Source organism: Coleofasciculus sp. A1-SPW-01 (assembly GCF_040217205.1).
Taxonomy (GTDB): Bacteria; Cyanobacteriota; Cyanobacteriia; order Cyanobacteriales; family Coleofasciculaceae; genus Coleofasciculus; species Coleofasciculus chthonoplastes_A.
On the sequence record NZ_JAVJNP010000084.1, the window covers coordinates 45,259 to 61,884 of the forward strand.

General features: G+C 46.9%; 14 protein-coding genes. 7 read left to right on the forward strand and 7 right to left on the reverse strand.

Going from position 1 to position 16,626, the window contains the following annotated elements; all coding sequences use genetic code 11:
• Nucleotides 1-94: 94 nt before the first annotated feature.
• The 3 genes from RH949_RS12905 to RH949_RS12915 all read right to left on the reverse strand — a co-directional run bounded on the left by RH949_RS12905 (nt 95) and on the right by RH949_RS12915 (nt 4,652).
• Entirely contained in the window at nt 95-1,315 is a 1,221-nt protein-coding gene (locus RH949_RS12905; RefSeq protein WP_446353588.1) for a type II secretion system F family protein, read from the reverse strand.
• A 91-nt stretch (nt 1,316-1,406) separates the two neighbouring features.
• Nucleotides 1,407-2,537: a type IV pilus twitching motility protein PilT gene (locus RH949_RS12910; RefSeq protein WP_446353602.1), complete on the reverse strand. Its 1,131-nt coding sequence runs from the start codon at nt 2,535-2,537 to the stop codon at nt 1,407-1,409.
• 117 nt (nt 2,538-2,654) lie between these two features.
• Complete coding sequence (locus RH949_RS12915; protein WP_006103041.1) at nt 2,655-4,652, reverse strand: GspE/PulE family protein; 1,998 nt, start codon at nt 4,650-4,652, stop codon at nt 2,655-2,657.
• 721 nt (nt 4,653-5,373) lie between these two features.
• Here RH949_RS12915 and grpE point away from each other — a divergent pair.
• The 5 genes from grpE to rsgA all read left to right on the forward strand — a co-directional run bounded on the left by grpE (nt 5,374) and on the right by rsgA (nt 10,893).
• On the forward strand, nt 5,374-6,123 hold the full coding sequence (gene grpE, locus RH949_RS12920; protein ID WP_006102976.1) for a nucleotide exchange factor GrpE: 750 nt from the start codon (nt 5,374-5,376) through the stop codon (nt 6,121-6,123).
• Between the two features lie 145 nt (nt 6,124-6,268).
• Entirely contained in the window at nt 6,269-8,239 is a 1,971-nt protein-coding gene (dnaK, locus tag RH949_RS12925; RefSeq protein ID WP_446353591.1) for a molecular chaperone DnaK, read from the forward strand.
• Nucleotides 8,240-8,405: 166 nt separating this feature from the next.
• On the forward strand, nt 8,406-9,533 hold the full coding sequence (dnaJ, locus tag RH949_RS12930) for a molecular chaperone DnaJ (protein ID WP_006103044.1): 1,128 nt from the start codon (nt 8,406-8,408) through the stop codon (nt 9,531-9,533).
• Nucleotides 9,530-9,799 carry a sulfurtransferase TusA family protein gene (locus tag RH949_RS12935; RefSeq protein WP_006102851.1) on the forward strand — a complete coding sequence of 90 codons (270 nt, stop codon included), beginning with the start codon at nt 9,530-9,532 and terminating at the stop codon, nt 9,797-9,799. The genes dnaJ and RH949_RS12935 overlap by 4 nt, the downstream gene beginning before the upstream one ends.
• On the forward strand, nt 9,796-10,893 hold the full coding sequence (gene rsgA / locus RH949_RS12940; RefSeq protein ID WP_006103027.1) for a small ribosomal subunit biogenesis GTPase RsgA: 1,098 nt from the start codon (nt 9,796-9,798) through the stop codon (nt 10,891-10,893). The genes RH949_RS12935 and rsgA overlap by 4 nt, the downstream gene beginning before the upstream one ends.
• Before the next feature lie 547 nt (nt 10,894-11,440).
• Here rsgA and RH949_RS12945 read toward each other — a convergent pair.
• Complete coding sequence (locus RH949_RS12945; RefSeq protein ID WP_446353594.1) at nt 11,441-12,229, reverse strand: ion transporter; 789 nt, start codon at nt 12,227-12,229, stop codon at nt 11,441-11,443.
• A 110-nt stretch (nt 12,230-12,339) separates the two neighbouring features.
• Nucleotides 12,340-13,002, reverse strand: coding sequence for a hypothetical protein (locus RH949_RS12950; protein WP_071777242.1), 663 nt, complete (start codon nt 13,000-13,002; stop codon nt 12,340-12,342).
• Nucleotides 13,003-13,119: 117 nt separating this feature from the next.
• On the opposite strand from RH949_RS12950, the gene RH949_RS12955 reads away from it, so the two are divergent.
• Together RH949_RS12955 and RH949_RS12960 are read left to right on the forward strand one after the other, a co-directional pair.
• On the forward strand, nt 13,120-13,347 hold the full coding sequence (locus RH949_RS12955; protein WP_006102837.1) for an AbrB/MazE/SpoVT family DNA-binding domain-containing protein: 228 nt from the start codon (nt 13,120-13,122) through the stop codon (nt 13,345-13,347).
• Nucleotides 13,344-13,748 (forward strand): type II toxin-antitoxin system VapC family toxin, encoded by a 405-nt coding sequence (locus RH949_RS12960; RefSeq protein WP_006102902.1) that lies wholly within the window; start codon nt 13,344-13,346, stop codon nt 13,746-13,748. Before RH949_RS12955 ends, RH949_RS12960 begins: the two co-directional genes overlap by 4 nt.
• Before the next feature lie 39 nt (nt 13,749-13,787).
• Here the strand turns inward: RH949_RS12960 and pyrF are convergent, their stop codons facing one another.
• On the reverse strand, nt 13,788-14,495 hold the full coding sequence (gene pyrF / locus RH949_RS12965) for an orotidine-5'-phosphate decarboxylase (protein WP_446353604.1): 708 nt from the start codon (nt 14,493-14,495) through the stop codon (nt 13,788-13,790).
• Between the two features lie 747 nt (nt 14,496-15,242).
• Nucleotides 15,243-16,415, reverse strand: coding sequence for a tyrosine--tRNA ligase (gene tyrS, locus RH949_RS12970; RefSeq protein WP_006103024.1), 1,173 nt, complete (start codon nt 16,413-16,415; stop codon nt 15,243-15,245).
• Nucleotides 16,416-16,626: the final 211 nt, after the last annotated feature.

The following is a 16,626-nucleotide window of genomic DNA, read 5'->3' on the forward strand; positions in this document are numbered from 1 at the left end:
CATGCTGTACGAGTAGCTGAATCAACACGGCAAATCCTCTACCATCAAACGGTTGTAGGAATGGACGCGCCATATCCTGGAAATGCTGTCCAATTTAACCCAACGTTTCAAACACTTTAAACATGGGCAGATACATAGAGACCAGAATTGTACCAACCATTCCCCCGATAACAATAATCATCACAGGCTCTAAAATACTGGTCAATGCTTTTACCGTTTGCTCAACTTCATCTTCATAGAAATCGGCAACCTTCATCAGCATTGAATCCAATTCCCCAGTTTCTTCACCAACACTAATCATCTGAATAGCTAGACCGGGGAAAACTTGCTCATTTTGCATGGCAACACTGATCAAACCCCCTTGCTGAATTTCCTGCTTGGTAGCTTCCACCGCGTTAGCAATCACTTGGTTTCCTGAGGTATCCCGAACAATGTCTAAGGCATTAAGAATGGGAACTCCGGAACGAGTCAACGTACCGAAGACGCGGCAAAACCGGGCGACTGATGATTTTTCATTCAGTTCACCAAACAGAGGTACTTTCAATAGGAGTGCATCGATTTGCAGGCGACCGGGTGGGGTTTTGTAGTACTGCTTGATGGCAACTGTGGTAACGATGATCACCCCAACTGGAATCAGAGCGTACCAGCTTCTGAGAACACCACTCAACCAGAGCATAAAGGCAGTCAGGGCTGGTAATGTGCCGCCGATTTCTTCAAAAATCCCGGCAAAGATGGGGATGAGAAAAATGGTCATTCCCAAAAACACCAGTACAGCAAAGCCACCAACCACCAGAGGATAAGTCATTGCCGACTTAATCTGGTTTTGCAGCCGCGCCATATCTTCCAGCAGCTTGGCTAATCGGTTGAGAACTTCATCTAGGACACCCCCAACCTCCCCCGCTTGCACCATACTGACATAGAGTTGGTCAAAACAGGCGGGATGTTCACGCATGGCATCTGAGAGACTGGTTCCCTGCTGAACTTCACTACTGATTGCCGTTAGGGATTTTTTCAGCTTGGGATTAGCACATTGTTCCGATAAGATACCCAGACAGCGCACGATGGCGACCCCAGCATTAACCATTACCGCAAATTGCCGGGAAAAAACGGCTCGGTCTTTGACACTGACGCTCGTCATTTTTTCCTGGAGTGCGTCTAAATTTAGGTCTTCCAGGCTAAACGCTTTCTGAATACTGCCAACACTGGAATATTGATTTTGAAAGTGGGCACGGGCTTGATCCGTAGAAAGAGCTTTAACTTTCTCTTTTTTGGCATTTCCTTTGGAATCCCGAACCTCAGCAATAAAGGTAGGCATAGCTTGCGTCTGAATGAAAAAAGGATTGAAGGAAAGGGTTAGTTGTCCGGTGATATTTTTTCCAGTTCACGAGAGAACTAACCCTGATAACTTAGCGAGTCTTAGCACCAACTTTGCCGCCTTTGGCGCCAGCACCAGCCATTCCAGCAGCACCGCCGAGAATACGCTGCAATTCGTCGGGCTTAGAACTCTTGGACACGGCTGTTTCAAAGGAAATCGTTCCTTGTTTGACTAAATTTGCCAATGTCTGTTCCATGGTGATCATGCCCATTTTCATTCCGGTTTGGATAGCGGAATACATTTGAGACACTTTGCCTTCCCGGATTAGGTTAGAGATAGCTGGAGTAACAATCATAATTTCCTGTGCCATTGCCCGACCAAACTCACCAGGTTTCGGGTTTTTCTTGGGTACCAAGGTTTGACTGAAGACGGCGACCAAGGAGTTGGATAGTTGAGCTTGGACTTGAGCTTGTTGTTCAGGAGGAAATACGTCCAGCATCCGGTTCACGGTTTGAGAGGCGGAACTGGTGTGCAAGGTTCCCATGACCAAGTGACCTGTTTCTGCGGCTGAAATCGCCAGTGAAATGGTTTCCAAGTCCCGCATCTCGCCGACCAGAATCACATCAGGGTCTTCCCGTAAGGCGGCTTTGAGCGCATTGGCAAAGCTTTTGGTATCTTCACCTTTTTGACGTTGGTGAACTAAGCTTTTAATGTTGGGAAAAACGTATTCCACCGGGTCTTCGACGGTGAGAATATGTTCAGGTCGGGTACGATTAATTAAATCAATCATTGCCGCCAGTGTGGTGGTTTTTCCTGAGCCGGTTGGTCCGGTCACCAGTACTAATCCCCGAGGACGTTCGCTCATTTCCCGCACAATATCAGGCAGACCTAGCTGATCAAAGTTGGGAATCTTGGAGGACAATGCTCGCAAGCAAGCGGCGTAGTAGCCACGCTCCTTATAAACATTGACTCGGAAGCGAGCCAATCCCTTCACCCCATAAGAGCAATCCAATTCCCAGTTCTGCTCTAATTCTTTGCGTTGACTATTATTGAGCATACTGAAAATCAGCTTCTGACATTCTTGGGGATTCAGGGGATCTTCCCCAAAGGGTTGGAGTTTGCCACTAATGCGGAAATAGACCGGTGCCCCAGCTTGAATATGCATATCTGAGCCACCCATTTCAACGAGCTGCTCCATCAAGTCTTCAATCATTAAATCCATTGGCATGGCGTTGTCTCCAATAAGAATTAGTTGTTAATTGTCAGTGTTCGTTACCTAATCAATTGTTGTTGGGGGTTGAAGCCAACAACAATTGATGAATAGTCCCAGCTTTTAGTCTCAAAAACGTGGGGTCATACAGTACGGACAGTCTAACCACTCCTGTTCTAACCCAGCGCCGCAAGTGCTACAGGAGAGGGATTGCTTACGTTTGGCTTTCATTTCTGCCTCAAGACCGGAATCAGTAAACGTTACCCGTTCAACTTCTTCCAATGTTGTATGACCATCCTGCACCAGGTTTAAACTGTAGGATAATAGGGTTTTCATCCCTTCTTCCACCGCTGCTTCTTTGATCCGTTCAGTAGGCGCTCCTTCATTGATTAGGAGTTGCAGTCGTTCGGTGTTCCGCATGACTTCATAAACGCCCACTCGTCCTTTGTACCCAATTCCATTACATTTTTGACAGAGTGTTCCTTTGGAGCGAGCGTCGGTAATTTCTTCGGGTTGTAGGGTATTAGCTTTATAGAACGTGACTTCCCCTTCGCCGGAAGCAGCTAAACCAAATCGAGCTAGTTCAGCAGCGGTAGGCTGGTAAGGTGTGCGACATTCAGTACAAACCTTCCGCATCAGGCGCTGGGCTAAAACTCCCAGAAGCGCACCTGACACCATGAATGGTTCGACTCCCATTTCATCCAGGCGGGGAATGGCGCCGGCGGCGTCGTTGGTATGGAGCGTGGTTAAGACTAAGTGTCCAGTGAGCGCCGCTTCAATCGCGGTTTTTGCCGTTTCCTTATCTCGCGTCTCACCCACCAGAATTACATCCGGGTCTTGGCGTAGAAATGAGCGTAGAATCGAGGCAAAGTCCATGCCTTTTTCCCGCAGTACCTGTACCTGGGTAATACCAGGTAAGGAATATTCAATCGGATCTTCTGCGGTACTGATATTGACACCTGGGTCATTGCGCTCAGCCAGCATAGAATAGAGGGTTGTGGATTTACCCGAACCCGTCGGACCCGTGACCAAGATCAGCCCAAAGGGTCGTGCTGTCATTTCCCTGACCATTTCTAAGCTTTCTGGGTCAGTGATCAAAATATCCAAACCGAGTTGGGTGCTAGAGTTATCCAAAATCCGCAGGACAATCTTCTCACCATAACGGCTGGGTAGGGTACTGACTCGGAAGTCAACCTTGCGCCCTTGGAACATGCGCCGAATTCTGCCATCTTGGGGTAATCGGCGTTCAGCGATGTCCAAATCTGACATAATTTTGAAGCGAGCAGCAACGGCATTTTTGATTGTTTTAGGTAAGGGATCGAAGGCTTGCCGCAGTACGCCGTCTTTGCGGAAGCGAACCCGCAAGTATTCTTCTTGGGGTTCGATGTGAATGTCAGAAACGTCTTCTTGTAGGGCTTTGGCGAGGATTTTATTCACCAAGTTAATTACCGGGGCACCACCGGCTTCACCCGCGACTTTCGATATGTCTTCTTCCGTCGTTTCCTCTGGTGCATCAGACAGGGTTAAATTATCAAGATCCTGACTGATGTTTGTCTGCTTGGCGGCTTCCTGTTCCTTCTCTTGTGCCAGTTTTTGATCCCGATATTGATTAATCAGATGCTGATAGTCTTCCTGGGTAATCACCATCCGCCGTAGATCAATCCCGTGAGGGCGCAAAATCCGGTTCAGATCATCTTGGGCGTCAAGGTTATCCGGATCAACCATTGCTACCAGAAGCGATGGGGGTTGACCATCATTTTTGGATAACGGCACTAAACGATAGCGACTACAGATATCAATAGGAATTAGGCGTTCGATGAGTTCCTTGACTTGGTGACCAGAAATATCACCAAGTTCCGGATCAAGAGATTCAACACCGTAAAGTATTTTGAGTTCAAACAGTTGCTGTTTCTTGTACTGGCGTATCAAGTCGGGTGGCAACTGACGCCCAGTAATTGATTCAACGACATCGGTCAGAGGTCGTCCTGACTTACGGCTTTCCGCCAATGCCTGCCGCATTTGACCGTCATCAACGTAACCCGATTGAACCAGTTTATTTCCAAAGGGCGAAAAATCGTTTTTGACAACAAGGGCACGTCTTGCTGATGATGATGGGGATTGAGTCATAGTGGGTGAGACTATCTCCTTGATTACAGAATTCCTAAAAGTTTTAGCGTTTGTCGTACTGACTGGAGGAAGCGACAACGGTAACCCCATTGCCTTGCCGCCAATTTGAATAAAAGGGCTTGACGGATCTCAGAATGGCTCCCTGCTCACTGGGTTTAGATCGGAGTACCCATGCTGGGAAACACTTTGAGGCGCGAATCGAATAAGGTTGGATGCCAACATGCTGGAGTTACCAATATCCTGGCAAGGGTGAAATGCAAGTCTTCAGATAATCTAAATGTGATAGAATTCTGACTGAATTCAAAATTAGTCCTCTATAACCCTGATAAAATAATCTATTCCTTATTATAGATGGGGATACCGCCTCAAGTTTTATCTTAACCGTTTCCTCAGACCCCTAGAGTGCCTCCGCCCCCAAATCCTCAACGTAACAGGCTATGTCTCTACGGCGAGAACTCCTGTTTAGGTGTGATTGAATCAATAGACGCATTAACAACAGACAATTTTCCCCAGTATGTACTAGGATTTGAGGAGGTAGCAATCCGGACTTGATGCCTGGGACTTTAGCCTACCCAAAATCTTGCCGTTAATCTGGGCAAGGTAAATGTTGCCATCCCTTGAAGGAGCAGGAGATTGATTGAGTTTTTAGTACGAGTGAATTATGAGTGACGAAGACAAACAACCAAATACTACGTTGCAACAAACAGATGAGCAGAAGGCCGTGAATTCAGATAACCCCGATTTAAATGAGGCAACTTCTGAGGAGGAGGTTGGCACACAACCCGATGTTGAATCACCATCAACGGCAGAAGCGGCAACCGCTGAAGTGACAACGGAAGCGGCAGAAACTTCGGCCGGACAAGGGGTGGAGAGTGAGTCTGCGGAATCGGACTCTGCCGGATTGCCCGGTCAGCAGGAGGATGTCGCGGTTATCGAAACCTTGCAGCAGGAAAATGAACTCCTCAAAGCTCAACTGGAGGAAGTTAATCAGCAATTTGAAGCCTTTAAAACCCAATCCATGCGGATGGCTGCCGATTTTGATAACTTCCGCAAGCGGACGGCTAAAGAAAAAGAAGATTTAGACCATCAAGTAAAGCGTAATACTCTGGGCGAGTTATTATCCGTGGTTGATAACTTTGAGCGGGCGCGATCGCAAATCAAACCTCAAAATGATGGGGAGATGGCGGTGCATAAGAGTTATCAGGGGATCTACAAACAACTGGTGGAATCCTTCAAACGTCTTGGGGTTTCGCCGATGCGTCCGGAAGGAACAGAGTTTGATCCCAATTTCCATGAAGCAGTGATGCGACAGCCGAGTGAGGAATATGACGAAGGAATCGTCATCGAACAACTGATGCGTGGCTATTTCTTGGGCGATCGCGTATTGCGTCATGCCATGGTTAAAGTTGCTGCGGCTCCAGAGCCCGTGGTAACCTCAGAGGAAGACACCTCGACAGAACCAGAAAGTTAAGCGGCACGGGGATACTCCCCCCTTGGGTGTCCATCTCTAAAACAATCAACCCCAAACAACGGTTGAGCGCACGTCAGGTGAGTTCTGTAACCACAGATTACCACCTTAAAAAGAAAACCTTACCGATCAGATAGGCCGAAGCGCTATGGGAAAAGTCATTGGCATCGACCTGGGCACAACAAATAGTTGCGTGGCTGTCCTCGAAGGAGGTAAGCCCCTCGTCATTTCCAGTACGGAAGGCGGACGAACCACACCGAGTATTGTGGGATTTGGTAAATCGAATGAGCGCTTGGTTGGTCAACTAGCGAAGCGTCAGGCAGTTCCCAATGCAGAAAATACTGTCCATAGTATTAAACGGTTTATTGGTCGTCGATGGGAGGACACGGTAGAGGAGCGATCGCGAGTTCCCTATAACTGTGTTAAGGGTCGCGACGATACGGTTGATGTCCAGATCCGCTCCCATCAATATACCCCGCAGGAAATCTCTGCCATGATCCTGCAAAAGCTGAAAGCCGATGCCGAAAACTTTCTCGGTGAACCCGTAGAACAAGCGGTGATTACAGTCCCTGCCTATTTTACCGATGCTCAACGGCAAGCAACCAAAGATTCCGGCACCATCGCCGGTTTAGAAGTGCTGCGGATCATCAACGAACCAACCGCCGCAGCATTGGCGTATGGGCTGGACAAGCAAGACGAAGAACACCAAGTTCTCGTCTTTGACTTAGGCGGCGGTACGTTTGATGTCTCGGTGATGCAACTGGGCGACGGCGTATTTGAAGTCAAAGCCACGTCTGGCAACAATCATCTAGGGGGCGATGACTTCGATAACGTGATCGTGCGCTGGATGATCCAGGAGTTCAAAGAACAAGAAGGCATCGACATCGGCGCAGATAAAATGGCGCTACAGCGTTTGCGAGAAGCCGCAGAAAAGGCAAAAATTGAACTCTCTAGCATGTTGAACACCTCGATCAACCTGCCGTTTATTACCGCAGATGAAACAGGTCCTAAACATCTAGAGATGGAATTGTCGCGAGCGAAGTTTGAAGAACTGGCGAGCGACTTGATCAAAGGCACAGTTGAACCCGTAAAACAGGCGCTCAAAGATGGCGAACTTAAGCCTGATGATATTGACCGGATTCTGCTGGTCGGGGGTTCGACTCGCATCCCCGCCGTTCAGAAAGCGATTAGTAAGTTTTTTGGCGGTCGCCAACCCGATAAGTCGGTCAACCCCGATGAAGCGGTTGCCCTAGGTGCAGCCATTCAAGGGGGCGTCTTGGGCGGTGAAGTTGAAGACTTGTTGCTACTGGATGTAACTCCATTGTCACTGGGGATTGAAACCTTAGGCGAAGTTTTCACCAAAATTATCGAGCGTAACACCACGATCCCCACCAGTAAATCGCAAATCTTTTCCACGGCGACGGACGGACAAACCTCTGTGGAAATTCATGTCCTCCAGGGTGAACGGGCAATGGCTCGTGATAACAAGAGCCTGGGTAAGTTTCTACTGGCAGGCATTCCTCCGGCTCCCAGGGGTGTGCCTCAAATTGAGGTATCCTTTGATATTGATGTTAATGGAATTCTTAACGTCTCAGCGGCGGATAAAGGCACAGGACGAGAGCAAAGCATCCGGATTACCAACACTTGTGGATTAAATAGTGGTGAAGTGGAACGGATGCGCCAAGAAGCCGAGCAATTTGCCGAAGAAGACCGCCGTCGGATGCAACTGGTGGAACTGAAAAATCAAGCCGAAAGCCTCTTCTACAGTTACGAATCGACCCTAAAAGACAATGCCGATTTGGTACGCGAGGACTTGAAGGCGCAGGGAGAGAAGAAAAAGCAACAGCTACAAGCTGCACTCAAAAACCCCTCGATTCCAGTTGAGGACGTTAAACAGCAACTAGAAGATTTCCAACAAACCCTGTTTACTATTGGTGCAGCCGTCTACCAAGAGAGTGCGCCCGATTTAGAACCCGATGAGATTAGCGAAAGCGAGGAGGAACTTGCCTCACCTGTAGAAGTTAGCGAACCTTCTGAGTCGGAACCCGAAGAAGAAGAGTTAATTCTGAACTTTGATGATGAAACGGTAAATAATACTGACTATGAAACAGTTGACTAAGGCAATGCCTACATGTAAGTAGCAATTCGCTGGTTTTTTATCCAAAATGGATAGACGTGCAGGTGATCAGGATATCAGCCCTCGGTGGCGATCAAGCCGATTCTCTGTACAAACTATCCCGATTAACCCACCTCCGTAACGTAATCCAACCCTCCCGCATTGCTCTATGCCTGACTACTATGAGACTCTCGGCGTCTCTCGCGACGCTGACAAAGAAGAAATAAAGCGGGCTTACCGTCGCCTTGCCCGAAAGTACCATCCCGACGTTAACAAGGAACAAGGAGCGGAAGAGCGATTTAAAGAAATTAATCGAGCTTACGAAATCCTATCCGAACCCGAAATTAAGGCACGATACGACCGCTTTGGTGAAGCGGGTGTATCCTCAGGTGCTGCTGGAGCCGGCTATCCCGATTTTGGGGATATGGGTTTTGCTGATATTTTTGAAAGCTTCTTCAGCGGTTTTGCTGGGGGTATGGGTCAGCAAACGGGCCGTCGGCGGGGTGGACCGACGCGAGGGGATGACCTGCGCCTAGACTTGAAGCTAGAATTCCGGGAAGCTGTATTCGGTGGGGAAAAGGAAATTCGCATTCCTCACCTAGAAAACTGTAATACCTGTAACGGTACGGGGGCTAAACCGGGAACTCGACCGCGTACCTGTTCGACCTGTAGCGGCTCAGGACAAGTGCGTCGCGCGACTCGTACCCCCTTTGGCAGTTTCACTCAAGTGTCAGTCTGTCCAACCTGTAACGGCGAAGGACAGGTGATTGAGGATAAGTGTGAAACCTGTGGGGGAGCAGGTCGCAAACAAGAAACCAAAAAGCTAAAAATTACGATTCCGCCCGGTGTGGATAATGGAACCCGGCTACGGGTTTCTAAAGAAGGGGATGCTGGATTACGCAGTGGTCCTCCAGGAGATTTATATGTCTACCTATTTGTTGAGGAAGATGCGGAATTTCAGCGAGATGGAATTAATGTTCTGTCGGATCTGAAAATTAGCTATTTACAAGCTATTTTGGGCTGTCGCCTCCAGGTTAATACTGTTGATGGTCCGGTGGAGTTGAAGATTCCCCCCGGAACCCAACCGAATACGGTGCTGACATTAGAAAATCATGGCGTGCCAAAATTAGGAAATCCGGTGAGTCGGGGTGATCATTTGATTACAATTCAAATCGATATTCCTACCCGAATCACAGCGGAGGAACGGGAGTTACTGGAGAAGCTGGCAAAAATTAAAGGCGATCGCACGGGTAAAGGAGGTATAGAAGACTTTTTGGGAGGACTGTTTCGCGGATGAGTAAGCCCACGGGATCGACAATTAATCAGACACCTGATGCTCAACTGGATTTGCGAGGAACCCCTTGCCCAATTAACTTTGTGCGGACTAAGCTACGTCTAGAACAAATGACGCCCGGATCTTTATTAGAAGTCTGGCTTGATCCAGGGGAACCGATTGAACAGGTTCCCGATAGTCTGGCGATGGCAGGGTATCCGATTGAGGCACTCGATGATCGCAAAGGCTACTTTGCTCTAAGAGTACGGCGTCCTCAAGTCTCTGCATGAGCGAATTAGTCGATATCCCACCGTCTGAGTTATCTGCCCCCTTATTGGGGACAGTTCTGGCAGTTCAGGCGAATTTCTATCAGGTTCGATTAGAGTCTAATTGTGATCAAGAAGACGTAGCATGCTACGTCTCTACACTATTGTGTACCCGTCGTTCCCGATTGAAAAAAATTGGTCAACGGGTGATGGTGGGCGATCGCGTTGTCATTGAGGAACCAGACTGGACAGGGAACCGAGGGGCGATCGCAGAAGTTCTCCCTCGAAAAACTCAACTGGATCGTCCTCCTGTGGCTAATGCTGAACAAATTCTCTTAGTTTTTGCTTTAGCAGAACCTACCCTGGATGCGTATCAACTGAGTCGCTTTTTAGTCAAGGCAGAATCGACAGGTTTCCAGGTGTGTTTGTGTCTCAATAAAAGTGATTTAGTCACACCAGAAGAACAACAGCAGTGGCAGCAGCGCTTGAATGCCTGGGGATACCAACCTATATTTATCAGCGTTTACACTAACACAGGTTTAGCCGAACTCAGCGATCGCTTAAACCAGAAAATTACCGTCTTAGCTGGATTGTCTGGAGTGGGAAAATCCAGTTTAATTAACCAACTTGCCCCCGAAGCCAACCTGCGCGTGGGAGAAGTAACTGGAAAATTAGGACGGGGACGCCACACTACCCGCCATGTAGAATTGTTTGAATTACCCCAAGGGGGTTTATTGGCAGATACGCCGGGATTTAATCAGCCTGACTTGGATTGCACGCCAGCCGATTTAATCCATCATTTTCCCGAAGCGCGACAACAGTTAACGGTAGCCAGTTGTCAATTTAGTGACTGCTTACATCGAGATGAACCTAACTGTGCGGTACAGGGAGACTGGGAACGCTACGATCATTATCTGGGTTTCTTAGAGGAAGCGATCGCGCGTCAGGAACGCTTAAACCAACAAGCTGATCCAGAGTCCACCCTTAAGGAGAAAATAAAAGGCAAGGGACAAACCCAATACGAACCCAAGTTAAACACTAAGAAATATCGACGGCGTTCGCGGCGGACTCAACAGCAGGATTTAGAAGAACTTTATCAAGAAATGGAAGATTTATAACCGAGTATTTGCCTCTGACTCATTCTCAACTGAGAGTTTACCGGGAAGAATAATTTCATTGGATGGTTTATGATTAGGGTAATTTTGAGCCAAAAATTGCCGTAATTGTACCATTAAGTTAGTGTTATACTGAGGATATGCTTGATAGTTAGATGAAGGGCTAGAATAAGAGACCAGGAATATTAATGCTGGAAAAGTCAGGAAAAGACTTGTATACGCAACTCCCATAGGGCTAAGTAATTTTTTAAAGTGATTCAAATTATTTTTTAGCATATCATTTATCTTTATTGTTGATAAAAGTTACTTTTTTAGGCTATATGCTCTGCCTAGCCTCCATATATTAATCCTAATTCTCTATTTATAGCGTCTACCCCAAGTTTCAAGTTTAAATTAAATATTTATATCTATAGACAGATGGAATATTTCTTTAACTCTGAATGGCTTACAGCAGATTTCAGGTTTATGAGGTACAGCCTTAAGCAAGATCGCCGACTTCTCCAAGAAGTCGGCGATCTGTCTATGTGTTTCCCTTTCCTTACCAATCTACTTATTTAGCAGTCCCTAACTTAGTCCCACAAATTTTGCAAAACTGAGCATCAGAATCATGAAAAGGTAAACCACACCCGCCACAGACTTTTTCCACTTGGTTAGCCGTTTTAAGTAAGTGCTTGACTAAATCGCCCAATTGCCAAGGAATCAAAGCAATGCCTGTCAAAATCATCAGCACTGTTAGTAATCGACCCCCTTCTGAAATTGGCGTGAGGTCACCAAATCCAACGGTGGTCATCGTTACTACAGCGAAATAGAAGGCATCTAAAAATGTCTTGAATTTTTGAGGATTTATTCCATGTTCAACTTGATAAATTAATCCTGAGTAAACAAATATTATGGTGAACAATGTAAATAATATTCGAGCTAAGATAATGGCATCTTGATTGCTAAGTCTAAAAACATAAATTTTTAAAGTAAGGAAGCGAATTAACCGTAAGATACGAAACCAACGGAAAATTAAAATAAATCGGATATCCGTCACGCCAATAAAGAAAGGCACGATCGCGATTAGATCGATAAGCGAAACCGGGCTAAAAAAGAAATTAACTTTAGAGTCAGCAACCCAAAAGCGTAGTAAATACTCGGCAACAAAAATAATTAAGATAATTCGATCAATAATATCCAGACTTAGGCGAAGCAGCGGCGGTATGGGATAAGTCTCGCACACGAAAATTGCTGAAGATAAGAGGATTAACCCCATAATCAGCAAATTAATCCGCCTACCCACAGGCGATTCAATATCTTCTACGTAAAGAGCAATAGTTTGTCGCAAATTATCGGGCATTAATCTGGCACTAGCAAAGGAAAGTTAAAGACTGGAGTTGAGGTATTTACCAAGATGCCCTCAATCAAACCCAACCGATTCAGCACTAACTTAAATTGTAAGATAGACCACTATCTGTATGAGGCTCGAATTGCGTCCGCCCGACAATCTCGCAACCAGAGCTGCACAGCTCGACCCATAATACCATCGCTACTCTCTCGTGGCGGCGTTGGTGGGCGTTCTGGTGAAGGTGAACCTAGGCGCGTAAACATCAGAGCCAAACGCCATCCACTATCGGTATTGGTTAAAAATAGCCAGTGAAAACTCTCTCGTTCGATCGCACCTCCCTCGACATATTGGCGTTCGAGAGTGGTAAAAAACACTTGCTGTGGGGGTTCTACGTTTGCAGTCGTCACAGAATTATAGGAACCGGGACCGAGAGTCAGGGGTTGAAATTCTGCTCGCCCTGCCACAATGATATATAGATTCATATCGATGTCCTCATTTACAGGTCGCGATCGCTGGATCACCCGATTCGCGTAGTCCGGTAAATCCCGCAGCATTAGAGACGTTAAAGTTTCTACATCTGAGGGACACGCTGATTGAGCTAGAAGTGTAGGTTTAGGAAGACAGGGGTGCAGGAGTGTAGGCGTACAGGGGAGAACTCTTAGCTTTGTGGGTTTCGTCTGCAGCGTTTGTGAGCCTAGGGTAAAATTGGGGTTAAATGCCCCACTATCCATCTGAAATCCCAGCCAACAGGCAACTGTTAAGCATTGGAGCAACTTAAGATTCATAAGGAGTGACAAGAGACTTTGACAAGAAATTATTTCAACCCAAAAAATAGAATAGTGCGATCGCTAAACTATCAGGAAATTCACTAATAATTAAGCTACCCTAGGAGGATAAAAACAATGAAAATTGACACAGACGGTAAAATTACTATTCCTCCAAACATTCAAAGCCAGCTTGGGTTTCGACCAGGAACAGAAGTTCAACTTGAAGTAGTAGGAAATACCTTACGCATTCGCAAGCCTCAAGGTTTCAGCCGAGGAAGACAAATGATTGCTGCCATTCGTGGTAAAGCAACGAACCGCCTGACAACTAACGACATTATCCAACTAACTCGCGGAGACCGATGAGCGAAATTCTGGTAGATAGCAATGTCATCTTGGATATTCTCACCGAAGATCCTCAATGGTTTGACTGGTCATCGCAAATGCTAACTGACTACGCCAATCAGGGAGATTTGGTGATTAACCCGATCATTTACGCCGAAATATCGATTGGGTTTAATCAACCCGAAGAAGTAGAAGACGCTTTACCAGAAGATTTTTTTCGTCGAGACCCCTTACCCTATTCAGCCGCTTTCCTAGCAGGACAAAGCTTTTTGGCATATCGCCGACATGGAGGTGAACGGCGATCGCCACTTCCTGACTTTTATATCGGCGCTCATGCTGTCATAGCAAATATGCCTCTGCTTACCCGTGATGTCAATCGTTATCTTACATATTTTCCATCCGTTCAACTCATTACACCATAGGTATCTAGCTGATGATTATAACTATATCAGCGCTAAGCGCTATAACTCCTCACAAATTCTTTCCCACGCTGCAACGGGGTCAGGTGCAGCCGTGATGGGGCGCCCAATCACCAGGTAATCAGCCCCCGCTTTCAGAGCATCTGCTGGCGTCATCGATCGCCGTTGATCGTCCTGTTCCGACCAACTGGGACGGACGCCGGGACAAACGAGGAGAAAGTCATCCCCACACACTTGGCGAAGCTGAGACACTTCTTGAGGTGAACAAACTGCACCATTTAATCCGGTTTCTTGTGCCAAAAGTGCCATCTGTAGGGCGTATTCGGGTAACTCAATCGGAACTTTTAAATCAAAGGCTAAATCTCGTGAGTTCAAACTGGTGAGTAGGGAAATCGCAATTAACTTTGGGGGTGAACAGGCGGCGGCTTCTGCTCCTTCCTTCGCTGCTGCTACCGCTCCTTTGAGTGCCATGCGCCCGGCTACGGCATGAATTGTCAATAAATCTACCCCGTATCCAGCAGCCGTCCGTGTTGCCCCAGCTACCGTATTGGGAATATCGTGAAACTTGAGATCTAAAAATATCCGTTTTTGCCGCTGTTTGAGAATCTGAAGAATTGCAGATCCACTACTGACAAATAGCTCCAGTCCGACTTTCCAGAACCTCACCTGCGGTAATTGTTCCACGAGGGCGATCGCTTGGGCTTCGGTTGGTACATCTAAGGGGACTATAATCCGCTCTGCTACTGACATGGAAAATGCTTGTTTATAAGTAGCCACAGATTATCCCATTTTTATTTAACCGCGCAACTTATGCAATCTCAGAAGGCGTTCTGACCCACTTATCTGAGTGTCTAAACCCATCCCTACAATTACATCCCTACAATTACAATTGAATAAGGGCGGGTTTTGTTGAGCCGTTATTGGTGAGTTGCAGACCTGAGCGTCTAAACCCGCCCCTACAATTGACTTATTTCTCAAACCCATAGAGAGTTCAAGGGGAAAGAAATTTCTTTCCCCTTTTTTTGTAGTTATATGCGTGAAGTGTCTCTCCCTAATAGGGAAAGACTTCTCCCGACCCACAGGCATATAGCCTGTTTTGTACGAAACTATTGAGGAACGATACTCAGTTCCGAGGCACCGCTTTACAGGAATCCGACTTCCTCGGACGTTCGTTCTCTTCTCAGTATAGCAAAGCTAGTTGTATCTATGCTTTTTGCTGTTCTTTCTATGTTTTTTAGCGCTAAGTAATGGCTCTGCCTTCTGCATAAATGCTCGATAAAAAAGCCATTCCGAGAAAAACCCATAGCAGTATTAGCGGCAATAATGGTGACATGAGCGAACCTCCTCTGGAACACACAGTCTGATTATCCTTATAATACCACTTGCTCCCCGGATTTCATTGACAAATTTGTCGATTTGCGCTAATTCACAGCTTCCCATGCTCCCTCTGCTTGCACGCCCAGTAACCAAAAACTTTTGCTGACATTCACTAGCTGCTTAGGATGTCAACCGCACAGATTTCTTTTTCCCTACCTGTAAAACCTTGCCCTCTAAAGCCTCTGGGGAATCAAAGGTGCAGTCTACATCCGTAATGCGATCGCCCTCTAGCTTCACACCGCCGCCTTTAATCTGTCGCCGCCCTTCGCCACTACTGCTACACAACCCACTGGCATTAAGGATATAAAACAACTTGGCGGGAAACTCCACTTGAGAGAGGGAAAACTCTGGGATAGCGCCCCCGCCTTTTGCCTCATCTGCTTCCTTTTGACCGTGATATTGGGTGACAATTGTCCAAGCGAGGAGTTGTTGGCGATCGCGGGGATTTACTGGCAGTTCCGCTAAGGATAAGTCGGTGAGTAGCTCAAAATACTCCTCTAACAGATTATCCTTCGTCCCTTCCAGCTTCTGGTACATGGGTTGAGCCGCCTCCCGCAACCCCACATAATTGTTCAGCGACTTCGACATTTTCAGCACACCATCAGTACCAATTAAAATCGGCAGCAGTAATCCAAACTGGGGGGGTTGACCAAAATGCCGCTGTAAGTCTCGCCCCACAGCAATATTAAATTTTTGATCCGTTCCCCCTAACTCCACATCCGCCTTAACTGCCACCGAATCATACCCTTGCATCAAGGGATAGAGAAACTCATGCAGGTAAATCGGGTTTTCCTGTTTAAATCGTTCCGCAAACCCCTCCTTCGCTAGCATCTGCCCCACCGTCATCGTGGCTAACAAATCGAGAATCTCTGCCAAATCCAACTTACTTAGCCACTCCGAGTTATAGCGAATTTCCAGGCGTCCTGGTGTTTCAAAATCTAAAATCGGACGCACCTGATCCAAGTAGGTTTGGGCATTTTGCTGCACCTGTTCGTCAGAAAGATGCTTCCGTACTTCCGATTTACCACTTGGATCACCGATTCTTGCGGTAAAATCGCCAATAATTAGGACAGCCGTATGACCCGCATCCTGAAACGCCCGTAATTTCCGTACCGGAATACTATGACCCAAGTGGATATCTGTCCCCGTCGGGTCAATTCCCAACTTGATCCGCAAGGGACGCTCAGTTTGGCGAATCCGTTGCTCTAGGTTCTCACTCGGGTCTTGAGAATCCGGTTGGTTGGGAAAAATGTCACTAACACCTCGGTATAACCGAGATAATGACTGAGACATTGTGTTTAAAGCGTTTGACATTCGTTTGGGAAATCTTTCAGGAGTGAAGTACAGGAGAATGGCAGAAATTGAATAAACTACCCAGACCTGCCTAACGGCTGAGGTCTGGGTTTTCAGTAGCCCTGAAGTCATCGAACAAGCTAAGCTGAACATATCTGGGAGTTCGGTTTAGCTTGCACGATAACCCCGTGCCTCCAGGCTGGTTTATAGA

Coding starts and splice junctions, on each gene's coding strand:
- RH949_RS12905 (WP_446353588.1), bottom strand. CDS start 1,315: ATGCCTACCTTTATTGCTGAGGTTCGGGATTCCAAAGGAAATGCCAAA.
- RH949_RS12910 (WP_446353602.1), bottom strand. CDS start 2,537: ATGGATTTAATGATTGAAGACTTGATGGAGCAGCTCGTTGAAATGGGT.
- RH949_RS12915 (WP_006103041.1), bottom strand. CDS start 4,652: ATGACTCAATCCCCATCATCATCAGCAAGACGTGCCCTTGTTGTCAAA.
- dnaK (WP_446353591.1), top strand. CDS start 6,269: ATGGGAAAAGTCATTGGCATCGACCTGGGCACAACAAATAGTTGCGTG.
- dnaJ (WP_006103044.1), top strand. CDS start 8,406: ATGCCTGACTACTATGAGACTCTCGGCGTCTCTCGCGACGCTGACAAA.
- RH949_RS12935 (WP_006102851.1), top strand. CDS start 9,530: ATGAGTAAGCCCACGGGATCGACAATTAATCAGACACCTGATGCTCAA.
- rsgA (WP_006103027.1), top strand. CDS start 9,796: ATGAGCGAATTAGTCGATATCCCACCGTCTGAGTTATCTGCCCCCTTA.
- RH949_RS12945 (WP_446353594.1), bottom strand. CDS start 12,229: ATGCCCGATAATTTGCGACAAACTATTGCTCTTTACGTAGAAGATATT.
- RH949_RS12950 (WP_071777242.1), bottom strand. CDS start 13,002: ATGAATCTTAAGTTGCTCCAATGCTTAACAGTTGCCTGTTGGCTGGGA.
- RH949_RS12955 (WP_006102837.1), top strand. CDS start 13,120: ATGAAAATTGACACAGACGGTAAAATTACTATTCCTCCAAACATTCAA.
- RH949_RS12960 (WP_006102902.1), top strand. CDS start 13,344: ATGAGCGAAATTCTGGTAGATAGCAATGTCATCTTGGATATTCTCACC.
- pyrF (WP_446353604.1), bottom strand. CDS start 14,495: ATGTCAGTAGCAGAGCGGATTATAGTCCCCTTAGATGTACCAACCGAA.
- tyrS (WP_006103024.1), bottom strand. CDS start 16,415: ATGTCTCAGTCATTATCTCGGTTATACCGAGGTGTTAGTGACATTTTT.